The 22,635-nt window shown below is 68.5% G+C and carries 18 protein-coding genes and 1 tRNA gene; 14 read left to right on the forward strand and 5 right to left on the reverse strand.

All coding sequences use genetic code 11. The features are described from left to right. Window positions 1-24: 24 nt before the first annotated feature. Window positions 25-1,440, reverse strand: a complete 1,416-nt coding sequence (ccoG, locus tag HPA02_RS06250) for a cytochrome c oxidase accessory protein CcoG (protein ID WP_146802230.1) — start codon at window positions 1,438-1,440, stop codon at window positions 25-27. Between the two features lie 180 nt (window positions 1,441-1,620). Between ccoG and HPA02_RS06255 the strand changes: the two genes are divergently transcribed. The 5 genes from HPA02_RS06255 to HPA02_RS06275 all read left to right on the forward strand — a co-directional run bounded on the left by HPA02_RS06255 (window position 1,621) and on the right by HPA02_RS06275 (window position 6,823). Beyond that, window positions 1,621-3,030, forward strand: coding sequence for an aminotransferase-like domain-containing protein (locus HPA02_RS06255; protein WP_146802246.1), 1,410 nt, complete (start codon window positions 1,621-1,623; stop codon window positions 3,028-3,030). Between the two features lie 104 nt (window positions 3,031-3,134). Next, window positions 3,135-3,494, forward strand: a complete 360-nt coding sequence (locus HPA02_RS06260; protein ID WP_146802231.1) for a YciI family protein — start codon at window positions 3,135-3,137, stop codon at window positions 3,492-3,494. An 11-nt stretch (window positions 3,495-3,505) separates the two neighbouring features. Next, entirely contained in the window at window positions 3,506-4,711 is a 1,206-nt protein-coding gene (locus tag HPA02_RS06265; RefSeq protein WP_146802247.1) for an RNA polymerase sigma factor, read from the forward strand. Window positions 4,712-5,071: 360 nt separating this feature from the next. Continuing rightward, window positions 5,072-5,509, forward strand: a complete 438-nt coding sequence (locus HPA02_RS06270) for a LexA family protein (RefSeq protein ID WP_146802232.1) — start codon at window positions 5,072-5,074, stop codon at window positions 5,507-5,509. Between the two features lie 54 nt (window positions 5,510-5,563). Then, window positions 5,564-6,823, forward strand: coding sequence for a Y-family DNA polymerase (locus HPA02_RS06275; RefSeq protein ID WP_146802233.1), 1,260 nt, complete (start codon window positions 5,564-5,566; stop codon window positions 6,821-6,823). A gap of 6 nt (window positions 6,824-6,829) precedes the next feature. Here HPA02_RS06275 and HPA02_RS06280 read toward each other — a convergent pair. Both HPA02_RS06280 and HPA02_RS18600 read right to left on the reverse strand, forming a co-directional pair. Then, window positions 6,830-6,905: transfer RNA gene (locus HPA02_RS06280), tRNA-Thr, on the reverse strand. Then, window positions 6,868-8,373 (reverse strand): putative bifunctional diguanylate cyclase/phosphodiesterase, encoded by a 1,506-nt coding sequence (locus HPA02_RS18600; protein ID WP_371832420.1) that lies wholly within the window; start codon window positions 8,371-8,373, stop codon window positions 6,868-6,870. Before HPA02_RS18600 ends, HPA02_RS06280 begins: the two co-directional genes overlap by 38 nt. Before the next feature lie 158 nt (window positions 8,374-8,531). Between HPA02_RS18600 and HPA02_RS06295 the strand changes: the two genes are divergently transcribed. Beyond that, window positions 8,532-9,179 carry a DUF1722 domain-containing protein gene (locus tag HPA02_RS06295; protein ID WP_146802234.1) on the forward strand — a complete coding sequence of 216 codons (648 nt, stop codon included), beginning with the start codon at window positions 8,532-8,534 and terminating at the stop codon, window positions 9,177-9,179. A 49-nt stretch (window positions 9,180-9,228) separates the two neighbouring features. Here the strand turns inward: HPA02_RS06295 and HPA02_RS06300 are convergent, their stop codons facing one another. Next, window positions 9,229-10,056: an acyl-CoA thioesterase gene (locus tag HPA02_RS06300; RefSeq protein WP_146802235.1), complete on the reverse strand. Its 828-nt coding sequence runs from the start codon at window positions 10,054-10,056 to the stop codon at window positions 9,229-9,231. A 74-nt stretch (window positions 10,057-10,130) separates the two neighbouring features. On the opposite strand from HPA02_RS06300, the gene tadA reads away from it, so the two are divergent. After that, entirely contained in the window at window positions 10,131-10,586 is a 456-nt protein-coding gene (gene tadA / locus HPA02_RS06305; protein WP_146802249.1) for a tRNA adenosine(34) deaminase TadA, read from the forward strand. Here the strand turns inward: tadA and mltF are convergent. Next, window positions 10,583-12,052: a membrane-bound lytic murein transglycosylase MltF gene (mltF, locus tag HPA02_RS06310; protein WP_146802236.1), complete on the reverse strand. Its 1,470-nt coding sequence runs from the start codon at window positions 12,050-12,052 to the stop codon at window positions 10,583-10,585. The genes tadA and mltF overlap by 4 nt on opposite strands. Before the next feature lie 168 nt (window positions 12,053-12,220). Between mltF and purL the strand changes: the two genes are divergently transcribed. The 7 genes from purL (at window position 12,221) to rluB (ending at window position 22,577) form a co-directional block, all read left to right on the forward strand. Beyond that, window positions 12,221-16,138: a phosphoribosylformylglycinamidine synthase gene (gene purL / locus HPA02_RS06315; RefSeq protein WP_146802237.1), complete on the forward strand. Its 3,918-nt coding sequence runs from the start codon at window positions 12,221-12,223 to the stop codon at window positions 16,136-16,138. 277 nt (window positions 16,139-16,415) lie between these two features. Next, the gene (locus HPA02_RS06320) at window positions 16,416-16,934 is read left to right on the forward strand and encodes an AmiS/UreI family transporter (RefSeq protein ID WP_146802238.1); all 519 of its coding nucleotides are present in this window, start codon (window positions 16,416-16,418) and stop codon (window positions 16,932-16,934) included. A 67-nt stretch (window positions 16,935-17,001) separates the two neighbouring features. Then, entirely contained in the window at window positions 17,002-17,820 is an 819-nt protein-coding gene (locus HPA02_RS06325; RefSeq protein ID WP_146802239.1) for a crotonase/enoyl-CoA hydratase family protein, read from the forward strand. 65 nt (window positions 17,821-17,885) lie between these two features. Beyond that, window positions 17,886-19,691 (forward strand): DNA repair helicase RadD, encoded by a 1,806-nt coding sequence (gene radD, locus HPA02_RS06330; RefSeq protein WP_146802240.1) that lies wholly within the window; start codon window positions 17,886-17,888, stop codon window positions 19,689-19,691. A 251-nt stretch (window positions 19,692-19,942) separates the two neighbouring features. Further along, entirely contained in the window at window positions 19,943-20,875 is a 933-nt protein-coding gene (locus HPA02_RS06335; protein ID WP_146802241.1) for a segregation and condensation protein A, read from the forward strand. After that, window positions 20,872-21,729: an SMC-Scp complex subunit ScpB gene (scpB, locus tag HPA02_RS06340; RefSeq protein WP_146802242.1), complete on the forward strand. Its 858-nt coding sequence runs from the start codon at window positions 20,872-20,874 to the stop codon at window positions 21,727-21,729. Before HPA02_RS06335 ends, scpB begins: the two co-directional genes overlap by 4 nt. Continuing rightward, entirely contained in the window at window positions 21,726-22,577 is an 852-nt protein-coding gene (gene rluB / locus HPA02_RS06345) for a 23S rRNA pseudouridine(2605) synthase RluB (protein ID WP_146802243.1), read from the forward strand. Before scpB ends, rluB begins: the two co-directional genes overlap by 4 nt. Window positions 22,578-22,635 lie beyond the last annotated feature (58 nt).

Genomic DNA, 22,635 nt, shown 5'->3' on the forward strand with positions numbered 1-22,635 from the left:
GGGGCGTTCCGGTGATGCGCATGACTAGCGGGCCGGACCCAAGAAACGGGTCTCGCGGTGCTGCCGGATACCGGTATCCTCCCTGGTGCTCAGGTGCAGCTCGATGGGCTGGCTGGGGGCGACCAGTGCCGCGGGGTCGGCGGTGAGCTCGATGATCCAGGTGGTCGTGGTCTCGGCCGCGACCCATCGCTCGTCGGGCCCCGTCAGGGTCAGGCCCGGTAGGCCGGTGACGCCGAGCCGATAGGTGTGAGGGCGATCGTCCTGATTGCGCAGGGTCAGGGTGTAGCGGTTGCTGACTCTCCCCTCCCGGGTTAGCTGATAGAGCTGTTGGCGGTCTCGTTCGACCTCGAGCTCCAGCGGCACCCGTTGGCCGATATAGCCCACCATCAGGCCGATCATGATCATCAGAGCCGCTAGGTAGCCGAGCAGTCGCGGACGCAGGATGCGTGTGGTGTGGCCGGCTAGGGCGTGCTCGGTGGTGTAGCGAATCAGCCCGCGGGGAGCGCCGATGCGCGTCATGATGCTATCGCAGGCATCGACGCAGGCGGCGCAGCCGATACATTCGTACTGCAAGCCATCGCGGATATCGATACCGGTGGGGCAGACCTGCACGCAGAGCTCGCAGTCGATGCAGTCGCCGCCGGTGGCCGCATCGCTGGGGCCTTTAACGCGTTGTCGGCCCCGCGGCTCGCCGCGCTGGCGATCGTAGGAGACGATCAGGGTGTCGGCGTCGAACATCACCGATTGGAAGCGGGCATAGGGGCACATGTGCAGACAGACTTGCTCGCGCAGCCAGCCGGCATTGAGGTAGGTGAAGAGGGTGAAGAAGCCGATCCAGAACAGCGCCCATCCGCCGGCACCGAACTGGGCGAGGTCGGTGACCAGTTGACGAATCGGCGTGAAGTAGCCGACGAAGGTCACGCCGGTCGCGGCGGCGATGCCCAGCCAGGCGCCGTGCTTGGTGGCCTTACGCCACAGGGTGTCGAGGTCCCAGGGCCTCTGGTCGCGACGAATGCGTCGGTGGCGGGGGCCCTCTAGGCGATGCTCGAACCAGATAAACAGCAGGGTCCAGACGCTCTGGGGGCAGGTATAGCCGCACCAGACTCGGCCGGCGAAGACGGTGATCAGGAACAGGCCAAAGGCGCAGAGGATCAGCAGCCAGGCCAGCAGGATAAATTCCTGGGGGTAGAAGGTAGCGGTGAAGAGATGAAACTCCCGGGCGGGCAGGTCGAAGAGGATTAAGGGGCGATCTCCCCAGTTTACCCAGGGTAGGCCGAAGTAGAGCACCATCAACAGCCAGTTGCTGCCTCGCCGCAGGCGCTGGAAGAGCCCATGGACTTCGCGCACATAGAGGTGGCGGCGCTTGGCGTACATGGCGTGGGAAGTGGGGCTTTCCTCGGTATCGCGGGTGGCATCGTGGATCGGAATGCGTTGCGTCATCAGGGATTCCAGACAATCGAGGACAAGGGAGTGCGGGGGCACCGGGCAGGACAGCCGGGATGTCGCGACTATGCCTAGCATGGCCTGAAAGAAACAGGGTCAGGTCTGGAGAAAAAAGCCATATCAGATGGCGTATGCTAAGAGCCTGATGGGCGTGAGGAGGAGCCAATGGCCAAGCGGATCAAGCGTTACGAGGCCTTCGCCGACCGGGTGGCCGAGCAGATCCGACGCGGTATCCTGGCACCCGGTGAGCGGGTGCCCTCGGTACGTCAGGCCAGTCGCAGCCAGGGTGTCAGTGCCTCCACGGTATTTCGTGCCTACTACCTGTTGGAGGATCGCGGCCTGATCGAAGCGCGCGCCAGGTCGGGCTATTTCGTTCGCGAGCGGGCGCGGCGGCTGCTGGAGGAGCCGACCCCTGGTCCGCGGGGTGGCATGGGCGCCGAGGTGGCGGTCAGCGAGCTGGTGTTTTCGGTGCTCGCCTCTCTGCAGGATAGCGATACCGTGCCCTTCGGCTCGGCATTCCCGGATCCCGCGCTCTTTCCTCTGGCGCGGTTGGCGCGCAGCATGAGTCGGGGGCTTCGGGAGCGCCCCGAGGCGGCGGTGATCGGCGACATGACCGCTGGGCATGACGCGCTGCGTCGACAGATCTTGCAGCGCTATGCCCTGGCCGGCGTGTCCCTTCTCCCCGATGAACTGGTGATCACCAACGGTGCCATGGAGGGGCTGAATCTCGCCCTGCAGAGCGTGACCCGTCCCGGTGACCTGGTGGCCATCGAGTCGCCGGCCTTCTATGCCAGCTTGCAGGTGCTCGAGCGCCTGGGGCTCAAGGCGGTGGAGATTCCCGTGCATCCTCGTCATGGCATTGACCTGGCGATCCTCGCCGAGCGCCTGGCCGGCTTGCCCATCAAGGCGTGCTGGCTGATGAGCCACCTGCAAAATCCCCTGGGCGCCAGCCTGAGCGACGCGCATAAGGCGGAACTCTATCGCCTGCTGGAGCGATATGAAGTGCCCCTGCTGGAGGATGACGCCTATGCCGAGCTGCACTTCGACACCCGACCGCCGCGCCCGGTAAAGGCCTTTGATCGTGCGGGACTGGTGATGCACTGCGGCTCTTTCTCCAAATGCCTGGCGCCGGGTTACCGCATCGGCTGGGTGGCCGGCGGACGCTGGGCAGAGGAGATCGCACGCTGCCGCCTGATGACCACCATTTCGCCGTCGCTGCCGGCTCAGTGGGCCATCGCCGATTACCTACAACATGGCGGCTTCGATCGCCACCTGCGGCGCCTGCGGCATGCGCTGGAGAGTCAACAGCGTGCCATGCTGGCGGCCGCTGACCGCTACTTCCCCAGTGGCACCCGCGTCTCGCGCCCCACCGGCGGCTACTTCCTGTGGTGCGAGTTCCCCGGGCGGGTCGATGCCCTGCGGTTGATGAAGCAGGCCCTGGCGGAAGGCATCAGCCTGGCGCCGGGGCCGATTTTCTCCGCTTCCCGGGGCTTTCGCCACTGCGTCCGGCTGAGTTACGGCCACTCCTGGAGCCCGCGCAGCGAGGCGGCCATGCGGCGCCTCGGCGAGTTACTCGACGCCTTCTGATCCCGTTTCGGTAGCGCGGCTGTCGAAACCGCATTGCCCCGCCCGATACAGGGCAGGGCCCGTCGGGGCCGACTACCCTTGCTGAGTGGGCGGGAGAGACGATCATGCAATATATGCTGATGTGCTGTGTCGACGAGGCGCTATGGCAGGCCCTGCCGGAGGCGGAACGGGAGGCTGTCATGGCGGACTATCATGGGTTGCTCCAGGCGTGGGTGACCGACCATCACTATCGCGGCGGGGCCCGGCTGCAGTCGGCGGCCACCGCCACCACCCTGCGCGAGGCCGACGGCCGGCTGGTGCTGCATGATGGTCCCTTCGCCGAGAGCCGCGAGCAGTTGGGCGGCTTCCATGTGCTGGAGTGTGGCGACCTGGACGAGGCCCTGGGGCAGGCCCGGCGGCTGCCCACGCTACGGGTCGGGGGCGTGGTGGAAGTGCGGCCGGTGGATCCGGCCTATCGCCTGTGAGCGGCGCGACCATGGACCTGGCGGCCCTCTATCGGCGCGACTACGGACGCCTGCTGGCGGCCTTGATCGGCCGCTTCGGCGACTTCGCCCTGGCCGAGGATGCCCTGCAGGCGGCCTTCGAGGCGGCCATGCAGCAGTGGCCCGAGGAGGGCGTGCCGGCCAACCCGGCGGCCTGGCTCTCCGCCACCGCCCGTCACAAGGCGATCGACCAGTTGCGTCATCGCCAGCTGGGGGAGCGCAAGCAGGATCAACTGGCGTGGCATCTTCATCTGCAGCAGTCGGCGCCGAGTCCCGACGACCCCGAGCCCCTGGACAGCCTGCGGCTGATTTTCACCTGCTGCCACCCGGCCCTGAATCGGGCCGCCCAGGTGGCCCTTACCCTGCGTACCCTGGGCGGCCTGACCACCGAGGAGATCGCCCGGGCCTTTATGCTGCCGGTGCCGACCCTGGCCCAGCGGCTGGTGCGCGCCAAGGCCAAGATCCGCGACGCCGGCATTCCCTTCGAGGTGCCCGAGACGGTGGCCCTGGACGAGCGGCTGGAGGCGGTGCTGGCGGTGATCTACCTGATCTTCAATGAGGGTTATGCCGCCAGCGGCGGTGAGCGGCTGGTGCGCGAGTCCCTGTGCCGTGAGGCGATCCGCCTGGGGCGGATGCTGGTCGGGCTGCTGCCCGCCCAGGGCGAGGCGCGAGGCCTGCTGGGCCTGATGCTGCTGCACGATGCGCGCCGCGAGACTCGCACCGATGCGCGGGGCGATCTCGTGCTGCTGGAGGATCAGGACCGCTCGCGCTGGAATCGCGAGGCGATCGAAGAGGGCGTCGCCCAGGCGACCCTGGCGCTGCGTCAGGCCCCGGGGCCCTATGCCCTGCAGGCGAATATCGCCGCCCTGCATGCCCAGGCCGCCTCGGCGGCCGACACCGACTGGCGCCGCATCGTCGCCCTCTATGAATTGCTCTACCGTCTGCAGCCGAGTCCGGTGGTGGGCCTCAACCGCGCCGTGGCGGTGGCCATGGACGGAGGGCCCGAGCGCGGGCTGGCGCTGCTCGACGACATTCATCTGCCCGGTTACCACCTGCTGCCGGCGGCCCGGGCCGATCTGCTGCGGCGCCTGGGGCGCCATGCCGAGGCCGCCGATCACTATCGCCTGGCCCTGGCCCTGGTCAAGCAGGCTCCCGAGCGGCGCTTCCTGGAGCGGCGGCTGGCCGAGGTGGGGGGTTAGGGCCGGGGACGGCGTGGCTGGGGGCGCGGCGGCTGGATGCGTACCGTCTGGCGTGCCGAACGCCGTTGGTGACTATGGGCGTGAGCGACCATGGCGAGAATGCCGGCCGCGGCTAATCCAATCGCGAAATACTCTAGGGGTGCCATGAGCGTCTCCTTCCTGAGTTGGGGCCCTGGGTGGCGCCCGAAGGGCAATGGCGTCAGCGCTCGGCGATGACGACCCTTTCTCTGACAGCGTAGCCGCGAGGAGGTGCCCCTGACGAGGCTTCCGTGAACGGGCCTTGGACGGTGGCAATAGTTGCGAACCTCGAGCAAGCGTAAGATACTGTATTCATGTACAGCAAAATTACCGGGAGGCGCCATGTCTCTGTCCATGCCTCGGCGTGCTCGCCCCGAGTCCAGTGTGCCGCCGCTGCCCCTACTGGGCTGCCGAGTACGAGCCGGTTTCCCGAGCCCCGCCGATGATCACCTCGATACCGAACTCGACCTGCATGCCCATGTGGTAAAGCGCCCCAGTGCCACTTATTTCGTCCGCGCCGAGGGGGACTCCATGCGAGGCGACGGCATTCATCATGGTGACCTACTGGTGGTGGACCGTAGCCTCGAGCCGCGCCCCGGCCGGGTGGTGATCGTCGCTTTGGAGGGGGAGCTCACCGTCAAGCGGCTGGAGCAGCGGGAGACAGGGCCTTGCCTGGTGGCCAGCCACCCCGGCTTTCCGCCGATTCCCCTGGCCGGGCGCGATTGCCGGGTCTGGGGCGTGGTAACGCATGTAGTGCATGCCCTGCCCGGCGCTCGGTGATGGGTACCCGGAAGCGCATCGTCAGCCAGTGTGGATGTGGTAAGGAGGTCGTCGATGATCGCCCTCGTGGACTGCAATAACTTCTATGTCAGTTGCGAGCGGGTCTTCGCTCCCGCTCTGGAGGGGCGTCCGGTGGGGGTGCTCTCCAACAATGACGGCTGCGTGGTGGCTCGTTCCGAAGAGCTCAAGGCGCTGGGTATCGCCATGGGCGCGCCGGTACATTTGATCCCGCCGGCGCTGCGCCGCCAGTGCACGCTGCTCTCCAGCAACTACGCCCTCTATGGCGATATGTCTCGGCGGGTCAACGAGGTACTGGAGAGCCTGGCACCGGCGGTGGAACCCTACTCCATCGACGAGAGCTTCCTCGACCTGAGTGGCTTCGGCCCACTGGAGGCCGAGGCCCTGGCCCGAGAGATCCGCGAGCGGGTACGACGCGAGACCGGCATTCCGGTAAGCGTCGGGCTGGCGCCGACCCGGGTATTGGCCAAGCTCGCCAATCGGCTGGCCAAGCACGGCGGCGGCGTTCGTTATCTGGCCGCTCAGGCACCGGTCACCCGAGCCCTGCTGGAAGCGCTGCCAGTGGCCGAGTTATGGGGCGTGGCCCGGCGCAGCGCCGAACGCCTGACCGTCCTGGGGATCGACAACGCCTGGTCCCTGCGACAGGCCGAGCCAACACGGATTCGCCGAGCTCTGTCGGTGGTGATGGAGCGTATCGTCTGGGAACTGCGCGGCCATGGGGCCATCGTGATGGATGACCTGGACGCGCCCCGTCGGCACCTGCTGGTCTCACGCTCCCTGGGGCGCCCCACTGCGGCGGCCCATGAGCTTCATGAGGCGCTACGCCAGCACGTGGCCCGGGCCGGCGAGAAGCTGCGACGCCAGGGCAGCCTGGCCCAGGCCGTCCGGGTCGTCCTGCGTACCGCCCCCTTCCAGGTGGGGCGCGGCGCCTACCACAGTGCCGCCCTGGTGACCCTGCCGACACCCAGCGATGACACCCGCGAGCTGCTTCGGGCCGCCCGGCAGGCCCTGGCGGCCGTCTATCGGGAGGGCTATCGCTACCAGAAGTGCGGAGTGATGCTGATGGGGTTGGCGGAGGCCGGTGCGCCTCAGGAGCGGCTGCTGGCGGAGGAGAGCGCCGAGACGGTGCGGCGTCGCCGGCTGATGGCGACCCTCGACCGGGTCAATCGGGAACTGGGCCGCGATACGGTGCGCCTGGGCCTGCCGCGCCACGATAGCGGCTGGGCGTTGCGCTGTGCCAATCGCAGCGACCGCTACACCACCCGCTGGGACGAGCTGCTCAGGGTACATGCCTGAGCGCGCTGGTGCCGCAAGGCGGAGTCGAACCGCCGACCTACTGATTACGAATCAGTTGCTCTACCAACTGAGCTATTGCGGCCCTCTGATGCTTCGAGAGCATAGCCAGCCGCTTTGCCCTTGGCCAGGGCCTCGAAGGCCTCCCGGGGCTGGGGGCGGCCGAAGAGGTAACCCTGGAAGATGCGACAGCCGAGCCCTTCCAGGGCGAGATGCTGTTCCGGCGTCTCGATGCCTTCCGCCACAACCTTGAGCGATAGCGCCTCGGCCAACTGCAGAATCGTCCGGGTAATCGCCAGGGTCTCTGGCTGATCGCCGAGACGCTGCACGAAGGCGCGATCGATCTTGAGGATATCCAGGGGCAGGCGTTGTAGATAAGCGAGGGCCGAGTAACCGGTGCCGAAGTCGTCCAGGGCCAACTGGAGGCCGTGGCGTCGCAGCGCCGCCAGTTGGACGGCGGCGGTATCGATCTCGTCGATCAGCAGGCTCTCGGTCAGCTCCAGGGTCAGTCGTCCCGCCGCGGCCCCATGGCTTGCCAGGGCGGCCGCCACGCCATCGACGAAATGCGGGTGCTGGAGCTGCTGCACATTGATATTGATCGACAGGCGCAGTCTGCTCAGCTGTGGACAGCGTGACCAGCCGACCAGGTAGCGGCAGGCCTCCTCGATGACCCATTGACCCAGGCCCAGGATCAGGCCGGTCTCCTCGGCCAGGGGGATAAATTCACCCGGCAGCACCAGGCCTCGCTCGGGATGTTGCCAGCGCAGCAGGCCTTCGGCGCCGAGCAGTCGGCCCCGGTGGTCCACCTGGGGTTGCAGATAGAGTCGCAGCTGGTCGCCATCGATGGCCTGGCGCAGCGCCGTCTCCAGGCGCAGGCGTCCCTCCAGGGCTTGCTCCATGGCGTGATCGAAGGCATGCACCCGTTGGTCGCCCCGCTGTTTTGCTTCGTTCAGGGCCAGGCTGGCGCGTCGCAACAAGGTGGCATCGTTCCCATCGGCCACCCCGAAGTCGGCGAGGCCGGCGCTGAGTTGGCAAGCGTAACGGTGCCCCTCCAGGTCATAGCTGGTGTTTAGGTCGTCCTGCAGCGCCTGGGCCGCCTGAAGGGCTTCCCGCCCCCGCAGGCCGACGATTAACAGGGCAAATTCGTTGCCGCCGATCCGGGCCAGCAGGCGGCGGTCGGCTGCCCAGTGGCGTAGCCGGCTGGCCAACTGATAGAGCAGCCGGTCGCCGCGGGGTTGGCCCAGGGTATTATTGAGGACCTTGAAGGCATCCACGTCGAGCAGTAACAGGGTGCCGCTCTCGCCTCGTGCCAGACGCTGACGCAACTGGATCATCAGCGCCTGGCGATCGGGGAGGTCGGTAAGCGCATCGCGATAGTCGAGGCGATCGAGCGGGGCACCCGCGGATGACGGGAGCGGGGGACGCCGGGAGCGGCGCCCGACGCGCAGGCCCAGGTATCCGCCGAGTGCGGCAAGGCTCAGGCCCATGAGGAGAAGCGGGGCGATGGCCGGCAGGTAAGCACCCAGCGAGGTATTATCCAGGTTCGAGAGCATGTCACTGGTCCTTCAGTGCACCCGGGGAGGCTCCGGCATCTCCCGAACCGAGGGGATACGCGGACAAGGCTTATATCTAATTTTAATACAGTAGAATATGTAACTTTTACCGAGTCAGCGATGAGTCTACGTAGTGTCCCTTCGGTGGGAGGTTGCCCATGAGCGTCTGGCGGGTCGAGGCCTGGGACCTGAGTCCGGCCTATCTCAATCGGCGGGAGCTGCTCTGGGCCTGGCATGCGCGAGGCACGACCCCGGGAGGTCGCGCCCGGTTGGCGGCGGAGCTCTGGGGGCGTGGTGAACGGGTGGCGTTACTGCCAAGCGGCCCCGTGGCCCCCGAGGAGGCGTGCCTCGATCCGCAACGAATCGCCGAGCAACTGGCCTGGCTGGCCGCCGCCCGGCGCTGGCGAACGCCGGGCCGCTTGCCGCCTCCCCTTCAGGCCCAGCGGCTCTGGCGTCAGCACAAGTATTCGGTGATGGCGCGCAGTCCCCGGCGCTATCGGCAGATCGGTCGCGAGGTGGCGGCCCTGCCACGCGGTGTGCTGCCGACAGCGTTGGCGCTGGAGCTCTCGGAGTGGCTCTTGACGGCGCCGACGCCGGGCGGGTTGCGTAATGCCGTGCAGCATCTGTGGGGCTATGTGGCCGAGGTGGCGCCGCCGGCCAGGGGCGAGGTCGATGGCTGGACCTCGGCTCGCTTGCTGCGAGAGACCCGGGACCGGGCCCTGCACAGCCGCCAGCCCTACCTGTTGGAGTCCACCGCCCTGGGCGAGCTGGCGGCCTGGCTGCCGGAAGAGGAGATGGATCGCTAGCTCGGTCCGGCGAGGCCGCGTTAGGCCTGTCCGGGCGTATCAGGAACCGCTATTGCCCCTTGGGCTGGCGAATCCTCGTTAAGCCTTCTTGAGCGCTGGAGGCCACCAGGCGTCCCCGGCGATCGAACAGGTTGCCCCGGGCGAAGCCGCGAGCGCCACCGGCCCAGGGGCTGTCCATGTCGTAGAGCAGCCAGTCATTGACCCTGAGGTCATGGTGGAACCACAGGGCGTGATCGAGGCTGGCGATCTGCAGCCGAGGGTCGCCGAATTCGATGCCGTGGGGCACCAGGCTGGTGGTCAGCAGATTGAAGTCGGTGCTGTAGGCCAGCAGGTAGCGATGTAGGGCGGTATCGTCCGGCAGCTCGCCGGCCAGGCGGAACCAGACCCGCTTGCGAGCCGGGCGTGAGGCGTCCGCCGAGGCCTCCGGCAGGTGCAGGAACTCGATGGGGTGGCCCTCGAAGTCGAGGAGCTTGGCGCCCCGGGCCAGCAGGGTGTCCGGGTCGTCCACCTCGGGCATGGCGAACTGGTGATGGTGGCCCGGCTCCTCGCCATGGAAGGAGGCGCTGCAGAAGAAGATCGGCTGGCCCTTCTGGATGGCGGTGACCCGGCGGGTGGTAAAGCTGCCGCCGTCGCGTACCGCATCCACCTGATAGACCACCGGCCGCTTGGCGTCGCCGGGACGCAGGAAGTAGCCGTGCAGGGAGTGCACCAGACGCTCGTCGGGCACCGTTCGGGTGGCGGCGGAGAGGGCCTGGCCGAGCACCTGGCCGCCGAACAGCTGGGGGAAGCCGAGGTCCTGACTCTGGCCCCGGAAGAGGTTTTCCTCGATCATCTCCAGGCCGAGCAGGGCGACCAGATCGTCCAGTGCCTTGGTCATGGCGCTATCCTCTGCGGTAGGGTGGTTCGTCATACGATTGTTTTATGTTGCTAAGGATACTCGAGAGCCCCGCCATGCGCAGCGACGACTTTTACATGCACCGCGCCCTGGATCAGGCCCGCCAGGCCCTGGCCGCCGGCGAGGTGCCGGTGGGCGCCGTGGTGGTGGATGCCGAAGGCGAGATCATCGGCGCCGGCTTCAATGCCCCCTGCGGCTGTCATGATCCCAGTGCTCACGCCGAGATCCAGGCGCTGCGGGCGGCGGCGGCCCGCCTCGAGAATTATCGCCTCGATGGCTGCACCCTCTATGTGACCCTGGAACCCTGCCTGATGTGCACCGGGGCGATCATCCACGCGCGCTTGGCACGGGTGGTCTACGGCGCCGCCGAGCCCAAGACCGGCATGGTGGAGTCCAAGGCCAACCTCTTCGCCCAGCCCTGGCATAACCATCGCGTGGTGGTGGAGGGGGGGCGGCTGGCCGGCCAGGCCAGGCGACTGCTCAAGGCATTCTTCGCCGAGCGGCGTGGTTAAAGCACCGGCGGTACCGTATCGAAGAGTAGGTCGTCGTCGCCGTTGTCCGGGCGCCGGGCGTTGAGCTGGAAGAACTGCCGCTGGCTGCGATCCACATAGTCGAGGATCTCGTAGTAGCGGCGGATATTGCGCACATAGATCACCGGCTCGCCGCCCCGAGCGTAGCCGTAGCGGGTCTGGCTGTACCACTCGCGCTTCTGCAGCAGCGGCAGCGCCTCGCGCACATCGGCCCAGCGGTCCGAGTCGCCGCCGCGCTGCTCGGCGATGCGTCGGGCATCGTAGAGATGCCCTAGCCCCACGTTGTAGGCGGCCAGGGCCATCCACAGGCGATCGGGCTCCTCGATGCTCTCCGGCAGGCGCTCCATGAGGCCGCGCAGGTAGCGGGCGCCGCCGTCGACGCTCTGCGCCGGGTCGAGGCGATCGGCCACGCCCATCTCGTCGGCGGTGGGCAGGGTCAACATCATCAGGCCCCGCACCCCGGTGGGGGACGTGGCCCGCGGGTCCCAGTGGGACTCCTGATAGCCGAGCGCCGCCAGCAGCTTCCAGTCGAAGCTGGTCTCCCGAGCCGCCGCGCGGAACAGCGGCGCATAGTCGGGCAGTACCTCCCGCGTCTGGCGAATAAAACGCCGTGCCCCCACGTACTCCAGGTAGTCATCGTGGCCGAAGTAGCGGGCCACCAGGGCCTCCAGCTCGCCGTTGTCCTGCTGGGTCGCCAGGAAGGCATTCGCCGCCTGTTGCAGGGCCAGGCCATTGGCGGCGGGGAAGGCCCAGGCCATGGAGAGCGGCTCGCCGAGGGGGAAGCCGCGCTCCACGCCCGGGAAGAACAGACGATTGAGGCGGAACTGGTGGGCGTAGACCACGGCGGCATCGAGGCTGCCGGCCTCCACCCGCTGCAGCAGGTCGGCCACTTCCAGGTCGCCGGTCTCCAGCCAGCTCAGCTCAGGCAGCTCGGCCTGCAGCTCGCGTAGTGCCAGGGCCGTACCCGAACCGCGCAGGGTGGCCAGGGAGAGGCGTTGCAGGTCGTCGATCTCGCGCACCGGCGGCAGGCCGCGGCGATAGACCACCAGCGGCTGAAGGGTGAGGATGGGGCGGGTGAAGATCACTCCCTCCTGCGCCGGGGCCAGGGGCAGGGCGGCGGCGCCCAGGTCGGCGTCGCCGGTGCGCACCCCGTCGAGTACCTCCTGGAGGCTATGGTCCGGGTCCATGTCCAGGCTGACGCCCAGGTGATCGGCGAAGCGGCGGACCAGCTCGTACTCGAAACCGGCGGGACCGTGGCGGCCCTGGTAGAAGGTGGTGGGGGTGTTGCGGGTCAGCACGCTGAGGAAGGCCCGTTCGCGGATCGTCGCCAGCTGTGCGTCGGGTCGCCAGGCCTGGTGTGCCGGCCACAGGGCCAGTAGCAGGCCACAGCAGAGCAGCAGATAACCCCGCCAGTGGCGGTAGAGATGGAGAGCCAGGGATCGGTGCATTGGGGATCGGGGTCGCCTCGGAACGCCCCACCATAACGGCGCCGGGACGGGCTGTCATCCCGCGGATTTCGTCCATGCCCCGCTTTCCAGTATCATGTGCGCCAGATCGCCGCCAGCCGCGGCCCCAATCCTGCCATTTCTTCGCTATCTCTCAGAGGCTCGATCGACATGCTCGAACTGCGCGGTGCGCCTGCCCTTTCCGCTTTCCGTCATGCCAAGTTGCTGGCCACCCTGCGTGCACAGGTGCCCGAGGTCGAATCCCTGCATGCCGACTATGTGCACTTCGTCGACCACGACGGTGACCTCGGCGCCGAGGCGCTGGCGGTACTCGAGCGCCTGCTCGACTATGGCGCCCCCCGGGATACGGGCGGCCGCGAGGGCCACCTCTTCCTGGTGGTGCCGCGCATCGGCACCCAGTCGCCCTGGTCCTCCAAGGCCACCGATATCGCCCGCAACTGCGGCCTGGGCCAGGTGCGTCGCCTGGAGCGCGGCATCGCCTACCGGGTCAAGCTGAGCGGCACCCTCTCCGAGGTGGCCTATGAGGGCATCCGGGCGGTGCTCCACGACCGCATGACCGAGACGGTGCTGGCCAATGCCTCCGACGCCGCCAAGCTCTTCTCCCATCACGAGCCGGCGCCCCTGGGCAGCGTGGATATCCTCTCCGGCGGCCGGGCGGCGTTGGTCACCGCCAATGGCGAGCTGGGCCTGGCCCTGGCCGAGGACGAGATCGACTACCTCTTGGCGGCCTTCCAGGAGCTGGGACGCAACCCCACCGACGTCGAACTGATGATGTTCGCCCAGGCCAACTCCGAGCACTGCCGCCACAAGATCTTCAACGCCGACTGGCTGATCGACGGCGAGGCCCAGAGCCACTCGCTGTTCAAGATGATCAAGAACACCCACCAGGCCTCACCGGGCAAGGTGCTCTCCGCCTACAGCGACAACGCGGCGGTGATCGAGGGCACCACCGCGCCGCGCTTCTTCGCCGCGCCGCTGACCGGTGCCGAGGGCGAGCGGGCTCGCTACGCCGCCGTCGAGGAGCCGATCCAGATCCTGATGAAGGTGGAGACCCACAACCACCCCACCGCCATCGCCCCCTATCCCGGCGCGGCCACCGGCGCCGGCGGCGAGATCCGCGACGAGGGCGCCACCGGCATCGGCGGCAAGCCCAAGGCGGGGCTGACCGGCTTCACCGTCTCCAACCTGCGCATCCCCGAGTTCGTGCAGCCCTGGGAGGCCTTCGACTACGGCAAGCCGGAGCGCATCGTCAACGCCCTGGAGATCATGCTGGAAGGGCCCATCGGCGGCGCCGCCTTCAACAACGAGTTCGGGCGCCCCAACCTCACCGGCTACTTCCGTACCTATGAGCAGGACGCCCTGGGGGCGGGTGGCATCGAGCGCCGCGGCTACCACAAGCCGATCATGATCGCCGGCGGCTACGGCAATATCCGCGACCAGCACGTCCAGAAGGGCGAGATCCCGGTGGGCGGCAAGCTGATCGTGATGGGCGGCCCGGCGATGCTGATCGGCCTGGGTGGCGGCGCCGCTTCCTCCATGGCCTCCGGCGCCTCCAGCGCCGACCTGGACTTCGCCTCGGTGCAGCGCGACAACGCCGAGATCGAGCGTCGCGCCCAGGAGGTGATCGACCGCTGCTGGTCCCTGGGCGACAAGAATCCCATCTGCTTTATCCACGACGTGGGCGCCGGCGGCCTCTCCAATGCCCTACCGGAGCTGGTCAAGGACGGCGAGCGCGGCGGCCTCTTCGACCTGCGCGCCGTGCCCAACGCCGAGCCGGGCATGAGCCCGCTGGAGATCTGGTGCAACGAGGCCCAGGAGCGCTACGTGCTGGCGGTGGCCCCCGAGGATCTCGATACCTTCGACGCCTTGTGCCAGCGTGAGCGCTGCCCCTATGCGGTGGTCGGCGAGGCCACCGAGCCCCACCACCTCGAGGTGCGTGACGGTCACTTCGCGTCCAAGCCCGTCGACCTGCCGATGAGCGTGCTGTTCGGCAAGCCGCCGAAGATGACCCGCGAGTTCTCCCGCGAGACCCGCGAACTGCCCGGCGTGATGCTCGACAACCTGGACCTGCGCGAGGCGATGGATCGGGTGCTGCGCCTGCCCACCGTGGCCTCCAAGAGCTTTTTGATCACCATCGGCGACCGCTCCATCACCGGCCAGGTGGCCCGCGACCAGATGGTCGGCCCCTGGCAGGTGCCGGTGGCCGACGTCGCGGTGACCACGGCGAGCTTCGACACCCATGCCGGCGAGGCCATGGCCATGGGCGAGCGGCCGCCGGTGGCGCTGATCGATCCCGCCGCCAGCGCCCGCCTGGCGGTGGCCGAGGCGATCACCAACCTGGCCGCCGCGCCCATCGCCGAACTCTCCGATATCAAGCTCTCCGCCAACTGGATGAGCGCCGCCGACCACCCCGGCGAGAACCAGGCGCTGTACGACGCCGTCCACGCCGTGGGCATGGAGCTCTGCCCGGCGCTCGGCATCGCCGTGCCGGTGGGCAAGGACTCCATGTCCATGCGCACCGCCTGGCAGGAGGAGGGGGAAGCGAAGAGCATCACCTCGCCGCTGTCGCTGGTGATCACCGGCTTCGCCCCGGTCACCGATGCGCTCAAGACCCTGACCCCGCAGATCGACCTGAGCCAGGACGAGTCCGACCTGCTGCTGATCGACCTGGGCGGCGGCAAGAACCGCCTGGGCGGCTCGGCCCTGGCCCAGGTCTATGGCCAGGTGGGCGACGACTGCCCCGACCTGGACGACGCCGAGGACCTCAAGGCCTTCTTCGCGGTGATCCAGGGCCTCAACGCCGAGGGCAAGCTGCTCGCCTACCACGACCGCAGCGACGGCGGCCTGCTGGTGACCCTGCTGGAGATGGCCTTCGCCGCCCACGCCGGCCTGGAGATCAAGCTCGACTGGCTGGTCGACGAGCCCCACGAGGCGGTCAATGCCCTCTTCGCCGAGGAGCTGGGGGCGGTGATCCAGGTCAACCGCGCCCACACCGAGGAAGTGCTGGCCCAGTTCGCCGCCGCCGGCATCGAGACCTGCGGCGTCATCGCCCGGCCGCGCTACGACGACCAGGTGCGGGTCACCCTCTTCGAGGAGCCGCTGCTCGAGACCACCCGGCTGCTGGCCCAGCGCACCTGGGCCGAGACCAGCTACCAGCTGCAGGCGCTGCGCGACAACCCGGAGTGCGCCAAGAGCGAGTTCGACGGCCTGCTGGACGACCGCGACCCGGGGCTGTCCGCCGAGCCGAGCTTCGCCATCGACGAGGATATCGCCGCGCCCTTTATCAACACCGCCCGTCCGGCCATGGCGATCCTGCGCGAGCAGGGCGTCAACGGCCACCTGGAGATGGCCTGGGCCTTCGACAAGGCCGGCTTCGAGGCGGTCGACGTGCATATGAGCGATATCCTCGAGGGCCGGGTCAGCCTCGAGCAGTTCAAGGGCCTGGTGGCCTGCGGCGGCTTCTCCTACGGCGACGTCCTAGGCGCCGGCGGCGGCTGGGCCAAGTCGGTGCTCTTCAACGCCCAGGCCCGCGAGCAGTTCGCCGGTTTCTTCCAGCGCGACGACAGCTTCGCCCTGGGCGTCTGCAACGGCTGCCAGATGCTCTCCCAGCTCAAGGAGCTGATCCCCGGCGCCGAGGCCTGGCCGCGCTTCGTGCGCAACGAGTCGGAGCAGTTCGAGGCCCGGGTGGCCATGGTCCAGGTGGAGCAGAGCCCATCGATCCTGCTGGCCGGCATGGAGGGATCGAAGCTGCCCATCGCCGTGGCCCACGGCGAGGGCCGCGCCGAGTTCCGCGACAGCGGTCACCTGCGCACCATGCAGAGCGGCGGCCAGGTGGCGCTGCGCTACGTGGACAACTACGGCCAGGTCACCAGCCGCTACCCGGCCAACCCCAACGGTTCCCCCGCCGGCATCACCGGCCTGACCACCCCGGACGGTCGGGTCACCATCATGATGCCCCACCCGGAGCGGGTGGTGCGGGCGGTCACCAACTCCTGGCGGCCCGGCGACTGGACCCAGGACGGCGCCTGGCTGCGGCTGTTCCGCAACGCCCGGGTCTGGGTCGGTTAAGGCAAAGACGCCGGCCCCGCTGAGCGACTGGGCCCAGGGTGGCGCCTGGCTGCTGCCGTTCCGCGGTTATGCAACGTCGGCCCGGGGCAGGGTGGGCTAAGCCACCTTTCCACGCGTTAGACAAGGCGGCCCTCGGGCCGCCTTTTTGCTATCCGAGAGAGGATGTGGAATCTATTTCCATAAAACTCTTGCCGGGGGCGTTGCTTGCGGCTATAAGAGCGGCTGAAAGTGGGGGCTCCGGCATGGGGTTGGCGCCCCGAGCCGGGAGAATGCAACGGTGCATGAGGGACTGAGTCTGCTCTACGTGGGCGCGGTGCTGGTGCTCAATGGCCTGTGGATGCTGGGGCGCATCGAGGACCGTGAGATCCAGGTGATCAACTTCTTTACCGGGGGCGTCAGCCTGGCGGTGGCGGCCTATGCCGCCTTCGGGCCGGGAGCCGATGCGGCTAGCGTGCGCACCGCGGCCATGACCCTGCTGTTCGCCTTTACCTACCTGTGGGTGGCCATCAATCGTCGCAACGGTAGCTCCGGCCATGGCCTGGGCTACTTCTGCCTCTTCGTGGCGCTGACCGCCCTGCCCACCGGGCTGCTGCAACTGGCGGTGGCCGAGGGGCTCTGGGGCTGGTGGTCGGGGCTCAACTGGCTGGCCTGGGCCCTGCTCTGGTTCGGCTTCTACCTGATGCTCTGCCATCGTCCCCAATTGCAGCCGCTGATGGCGCGCACCGCCCTGGCCCAGGGCCTGGTGACCGCCTGGCTGCCCGGCTACCTGCTGCTGCAGGGGCTGTTGCTGGCTTGAAACAACCGTTTGAAAACCGGCTCGACGAGGCGCACACTCGGGGCATTTGCCACCGAGGAGAGCCCCCATGTCGGACGCTGTCGCGCAGGAACATTTCGCATCACGGGTGACCCTGACGGTCACCGACTTCGTCGCCCGGGTCGCCCTGGCGCGTCCCGACGCCCTGAACGGCCTGGACTGGGCCATGATCGAGGGCCTGCTGGCGGCGCAGCGGCGGCTCAAAGCGCTGGCCGAGGCCGGACGGGTGCGCGCCATGCTGCTGGTGGGGGAGGGCGAGAGCTTCTGCGCCGGCCTGGACATGGCGTCGATCATGGGCGCGCCCGAGCGACTGCCCGGCCTGCTGGAAGCCGATCCCGAGGACGGCATCAACCCGGTGCAGCGCCTGGCCCTGGGCTGGCGCGACGCCGGGGTGCCGGTGATCGCTGCCCTCCACGGTCATGTCTATGGTGGGGGCCTGCAGATCGCCCTGGGTGCGGATATCCGCGTGGCGCACCCCGAGGCGCGGCTGGGGTTGCTGGAGATCGACTGGGGCATCATCCCCGATATGGCCATCAGCGTGACCGGCGCCGGGTTGCGCCGGGACCTGCTCCAGGAGCTGGCCTGGAGCGGGCGCAAGGTGAGTGGCAACGAGGCCCATGCCCTGGGCTTGGCCACCCGCCTGAGCGAGGCCCCCGAGGCGACGGCCCGGGAGGTCGCCCGGGCCATCGTCGCCCGCTCGCCCAAGGCGGTGGCGGCGGCGCGTACCCTCTTCGAAACCGCCCCCTCGCTCTCCCGGCGCGAGCGCCTGGCCCTGGAGGCCCGGTTACAGGGCGAGCTGCTGGGCAGCGCCGAGCAGCGGGAGGCGGTGGCCGCCCGCCTGGCAAAGCGCCCGGCCCGCTTCGACTAGCCGTTGGCTTGGGTCGGTCCCGGGCGAGCCGCTAGAATGGCGACTTCGCTTGCCAGGGCCCTGCCATGACCGCGCCCCTTTCCTCCGACGTTTTCGCCAGCCCTCCCAACCTGCGGCCGTATCAACGGCAGGCGGTCGCGCGGGTGGTCGAGCATTTCCGCGCCAGCGACGACCCCGCCGTGGTGGTGCTGCCCACCGGCAGTGGCAAGTCCCTGGTGATCGCCGAGCTGGCGCGCCTGGCCCGGGGGCGGGTGCTGGTGCTGGCCCATGTGCGCGAGCTGGTCGAGCAGAACCACGCCAAGTTCCTCGCCTATGGTCGTCAGGCGGATATCTTCAGCGCCGGCCTGGGCCGCAAGGAGAGTGACCGCCAGGTGGTCTTCGGCTCGGTGCAGTCGGTGGTCAGGAACCTGGATGCCTTCGCCGCACCGGCGCCGGGGCAGGGCGCCTTTACCCTGCTGGTGATCGACGAGTGTCACCGGGTCGCCGAGGAGAAGGCCTCCGGCTACCGTCGGGTGATCGATCACCTGCGTGCCCAGAATCCCGGTCTCAAGGTGCTGGGGCTGACCGCGACCCCCTACCGGTTGGGCCAGGGCTTTATCTACCATCGCCACCACCACGGCATGGTGCGTGGCGAGGCGGACTGTCTGTTCCGCTACTGCGTCTTCGAGCAGCCCCTGCGGCTGATGGTCAAGCAGGGCTACCTGGCCGAGCCGCGGCGGGTGGATGCCGCCGTCGAACGCTACGACTTTTCGGGCCTGATGCCCTCGGCGAGCGGGCTGTTCCGCGAGGAGGAACTCAACCGGGTGGCGGCGGGCAACCGCGCCACCCCGGGGATCATCGCCGAGGTCGTGGCGCGCGCCCGCGACCGCCAGGGGGTGATGCTGTTCGCGGCCAGCGTGGCCCACGCCGAGGAGGTGCTCGGCTACCTGCCCCGGGACGAGGCGGCGCTGATCACCGGGGCGACCCCCTCCGCCGAGCGCGAGGCGATCATCGCCGCCTTCAAGGCCCGGGAGCTCAAGTACCTGGTCAACGTGGCGGTGCTCACCACCGGCTTCGATGCGCCCCATGTGGACCTGATCGCCATCCTGCGCCCCACCGAGTCGGTAAGCCTCTATCAGCAGATCGTCGGGCGCGGGCTGCGCCTGTCGCCGGGCAAGACGGATTGCCTGATCCTCGATTATGCCGGCAACCCCTGGGACCTTTATGCCCCCGAGGTGGGCTCGCCGAAGCCGGACGCCGATAGCGAACCGGTGCAGGTCGAGTGCCCCCGTTGCGGTCACGCCAACCTCTTCTGGGGCAAGCGCGACGGTGACCTGGTGATCGAGCACTTCGGGCGTCGCTGCCAGGGACTGGTCGAGGACGAGTCAGGCAAGCGCCAGCAGTGCGACTTCCGCTTTCGCTTCAAGGTGTGCGGCGACTGCGGCGCCGAGAACGATATCGCCGCCCGCCGTTGCCACGGTTGCCAGACCCTGCTGGTGGATGCCGACGACAAGCTCAAGGCGGCGCTGCGCCTCAAGGATGCCAGGGTACTCAGGGTCAGCGGCATGCGGCTCGAGGCCGTCGTCAATGGTCACGGCCTGCCGCGCCTCAAGGTGACTTACCACGACGAGGACGGCGCCACGCTCAGCGAATGGTTCGCCCTGGAGACCCCGGCCCAGCGCGGCGCCTTCGTCGCCGTTTTCCTGCGCGAGCACCTGCGCGCCCCGGGCAGTGACTGGCGCCCCACCACCCCGGAGGCGGTGATCGAAGCGCGGCGGCGCCTGCGCCATCCGGATTTCGTGGTGGGGCGCAAGGTGGGCCGCCACTGGCAGGTGCGCGAGAAGCTATTCGACTACGTGGGCCGCTATCGCCGCGCCGAGGCGGCAGAGTAGGCTAGAACTTCCGTAGTTTGTCATTGTCTGCTCGGCGTTTGGGGCTACCCTGGGGGCAGGCTATCGCGGGGCGCTGTGAACCCCTCCCTGGGCGCTACTTTTGCCATCCCTGGCAAAAAACCCCCGCGCTATCCCGCCCCCAGCGCCCCTTAGTTATTCTCGCTGTGATAACCCCGCCGTGTCGGCCTCGCTATCTCCCGCGCGGCTCTCTTGGTAGACTGGCCGGCTGAACGCAACCGGACGGGCAGGGCGTGAGCGAGACAGTCGGCGCGGAGCAGGCGACCAGCCAGGAACCAGCGGCCGCCGCACAGGCGGAGGTGCTGGCGCGGCTGTTCGACGAGCCGATCACCCAGCTCCCCGAGGACCTCTATATCCCCCCCGAGGCGCTGCGGGTCTTCCTGGAGACCTTCGAGGGGCCGCTCGACCTGCTGCTCTACCTGATTCGCCGCCAGAACCTGGATATCCTCGCCATTGACGTGGCCGCCATCACCCGCCAGTACATCGAGTACGTGGAGCTGATGAAGGCCCTGGAGATCGAGCTGGCCGGGGAGTACCTGCTGATGGCGGCGATGCTGGCGGAGATCAAGTCGCGGACCCTGCTGCCGCGCCCCCCCAAGGCGGAGGGCGAGGAGGAGGAAGAGGATCCCCGGGCAGCGCTGATTCGTCGCCTCCAGGAGTACGAGCGCCTCAAGCAGGCCGCCGAGTCCCTGGACGAGGTGCCGCGCCAGGGCCGCGACTGGTTCCCGGCCCATGCCGAGCCGCCGAGCCTGGAGACGCGGGTGATCCACCCCGAGGTGGAACTCGACGAGCTGCTCGGCGCCCTGGCCGGTATCCTCAGGCGCGCCGAGCTGACCCAGTCGCACCAGATCAGCCGCGAGGTGCTCTCCACCCGGGAGCGCATGATGCGCATCATGGAGCGGCTCGAGCACGAGCATTACACCCCCTTCGAGGCCCTGTTCACCCTGGAGGAGGGCAAGGCCGGAGTGGTGGTGACCTTTATGGCGATCCTCGAGCTGGCCAAGGAGGCGCTGATCGAGATCGTGCAGAATGCCCCCTTGTCGCCGATTCATGTGCGCGCCAGGGCGGCGCCGAACGACGAGACGGAGGAAGCGGCCTTCGCCGACGATCCCCAAGACCCGGAAGACGGAGGCGAGAGCGCCTTCGAGGATGAGTCGACGCCATGACCGCCATGGAATTTCCCGATGCCTTGGACGAGATCCTCGAGGCGGCCCTGCTGGCGGCAGGGGAGCCGCTGGCCCTGGAACGCCTCGAGGGCCTCTTCGATGCGCATGAGCGCCCGCCCCGGCGGGCCCTGCGCGAGGCCCTGGAACGCCTCGGCATGCGCCACGAGCGGGGCGCCCTGGAGCTGATCGAGACCGCCTCCGGCTACCGACTGCGGATTCGCTCGCGGCTCTCGCCCTGGGTCTCGCGGCTCTGGGACGAGCGTCCCCAGCGCTATTCCCGGGCGCTGATGGAGACCCTGGCGCTAATCGCCTATCGTCAGCCGGTGACCCGCGGCGATATCGAGGAGGTGCGCGGCGTGGCGGTAAGCAGCTCGATCATGCGCACCCTCACCGAGCGGGGCTGGATCCGCGTGGTGGGGCATCGTGACGTGCCCGGGCGCCCGGCAGTCTATGCCACCACCCGCGCCTTCCTCGACGACTTCGGCCTCAAGACCCTGGATAGCCTGCCGCCCATGCACGAGCTGGCCGATCGCGATGACTGGGGCGAGGAAAGCGTGGCCGACGAGGCCCCGGGCCCGGCGGCGACGGGCGAGGCCGACGCCACCGACGTGGAAGGCAACGAGATCGAGGCACCGGAGGCCGATGCCTCCGACGAGCCCCACGAACAGGACGAGCAGGATGCGACGGCCGGGACGGCCGACGCCACACACGCCGAGACGGCGTCCCACGGGCAAGGCCTGAGCTTCAGCGATCTGCAGGCTCGCCTTGCCGAGCGCGCCCGCCAGCGAGCGACCGTCGAGGATGACGAGCGCCCGGGTGCGTCACACTCAACCGATGAGATCGATGACTCATGAGTAGCGAAAAACTGCAGAAGGTACTGGCCCGGGCCGGGTTGGGCTCGCGTCGCGAGATGGAGGCCGCCATCGCCGATGGTCGGGTCAGCGTCAATGGCAAGGTGGCCACCCTGGGCGACCGCATCGAGCTGACCGACAAGGTCAGCTTCGACCAGCGTCCGGTGACCCTGCGTGGCGCCGACGAGACCCCGCGCCGGGTGATCATGTACAACAAGCCGGAAGGCGAGCTGTGCACCCGCAAGGACCCCGAGGGGCGGCGTACCGTCTTCGAGCGGCTGCCGCGCCTCAAGGGCGAGCGCTGGATCGCCATCGGCCGCCTGGATATCAACACCAGTGGCCTGCTGCTGTTCACCACCGACGGCGAGCTGGCCAACCGCCTGATGCACCCCTCCACCGAGGTGGAACGGGAGTACGCGGTACGCGTCATGGGCGAGGTGACCAAGCCCCAGATCAAGCAGATGGTCGAAGGGGTGATGCTGGAGGATGGTCCGGCGCGTTTCACCGACGTCCAGGAGTTCGGCGGCGAGGGCATCAACACCTGGTTCCATGTGGTGATCATGGAGGGTCGCAACCGCGAGGTGCGTCGCCTGTGGGAGTCCCAGGGACTGACCGTGAGCCGCCTCAAGCGGGTGCGCTACGGCAATATCTTCCTCGACAAGCGGGCCAAGGCCGGCGAATGGACCGAGCTGACCCAGGCCGAGGTGGATGACCTGGCCACCCTGGCCGGGCTGGAAGCGCGCAAGGTGCCGGAACTGACCCCCGACGAGAAGAATCGCTGGAGCCGCGACAAGAACAAGCGGCGTCCGGTGCAGGGGGTGCGGCGCCCGCGCTCCGGCCACAAGCGCTGAAAAAATTCATCGAAGCCCTTGCCTTGGGCGCGGTGACTCAGTAATATCTGCGCCCTGT

Source organism: Bisbaumannia pacifica (genome assembly GCF_007989625.1).
Classification (GTDB): domain Bacteria; phylum Pseudomonadota; class Gammaproteobacteria; order Pseudomonadales; family Halomonadaceae; genus Bisbaumannia; species Bisbaumannia pacifica.

What these genes read in the sequence shown, in the direction of transcription:
- ccoG (WP_146802230.1), bottom strand. Translation starts at nt 1,440, where the DNA reads ATGACGCAACGCATTCCGATCCACGATGCCACCCGCGATACCGAGGAA.
- HPA02_RS06260 (WP_146802231.1), top strand. Translation starts at nt 3,135, where the DNA reads ATGCAATATATGCTGATGTGCTGTGTCGACGAGGCGCTATGGCAGGCC.
- HPA02_RS06265 (WP_146802247.1), top strand. Translation starts at nt 3,506, where the DNA reads ATGGACCTGGCGGCCCTCTATCGGCGCGACTACGGACGCCTGCTGGCG.
- HPA02_RS06270 (WP_146802232.1), top strand. Translation starts at nt 5,072, where the DNA reads ATGTCTCTGTCCATGCCTCGGCGTGCTCGCCCCGAGTCCAGTGTGCCG.
- HPA02_RS06275 (WP_146802233.1), top strand. Translation starts at nt 5,564, where the DNA reads ATGATCGCCCTCGTGGACTGCAATAACTTCTATGTCAGTTGCGAGCGG.
- HPA02_RS18600 (WP_371832420.1), bottom strand. Translation starts at nt 8,373, where the DNA reads ATGCTCTCGAACCTGGATAATACCTCGCTGGGTGCTTACCTGCCGGCC.
- HPA02_RS06295 (WP_146802234.1), top strand. Translation starts at nt 8,532, where the DNA reads ATGAGCGTCTGGCGGGTCGAGGCCTGGGACCTGAGTCCGGCCTATCTC.
- HPA02_RS06300 (WP_146802235.1), bottom strand. Translation starts at nt 10,056, where the DNA reads ATGACCAAGGCACTGGACGATCTGGTCGCCCTGCTCGGCCTGGAGATG.
- tadA (WP_146802249.1), top strand. Translation starts at nt 10,131, where the DNA reads ATGCGCAGCGACGACTTTTACATGCACCGCGCCCTGGATCAGGCCCGC.
- mltF (WP_146802236.1), bottom strand. Translation starts at nt 12,052, where the DNA reads ATGCACCGATCCCTGGCTCTCCATCTCTACCGCCACTGGCGGGGTTAT.
- purL (WP_146802237.1), top strand. Translation starts at nt 12,221, where the DNA reads ATGCTCGAACTGCGCGGTGCGCCTGCCCTTTCCGCTTTCCGTCATGCC.
- HPA02_RS06325 (WP_146802239.1), top strand. Translation starts at nt 17,002, where the DNA reads ATGTCGGACGCTGTCGCGCAGGAACATTTCGCATCACGGGTGACCCTG.
- radD (WP_146802240.1), top strand. Translation starts at nt 17,886, where the DNA reads ATGACCGCGCCCCTTTCCTCCGACGTTTTCGCCAGCCCTCCCAACCTG.
- scpB (WP_146802242.1), top strand. Translation starts at nt 20,872, where the DNA reads ATGACCGCCATGGAATTTCCCGATGCCTTGGACGAGATCCTCGAGGCG.
- rluB (WP_146802243.1), top strand. Translation starts at nt 21,726, where the DNA reads ATGAGTAGCGAAAAACTGCAGAAGGTACTGGCCCGGGCCGGGTTGGGC.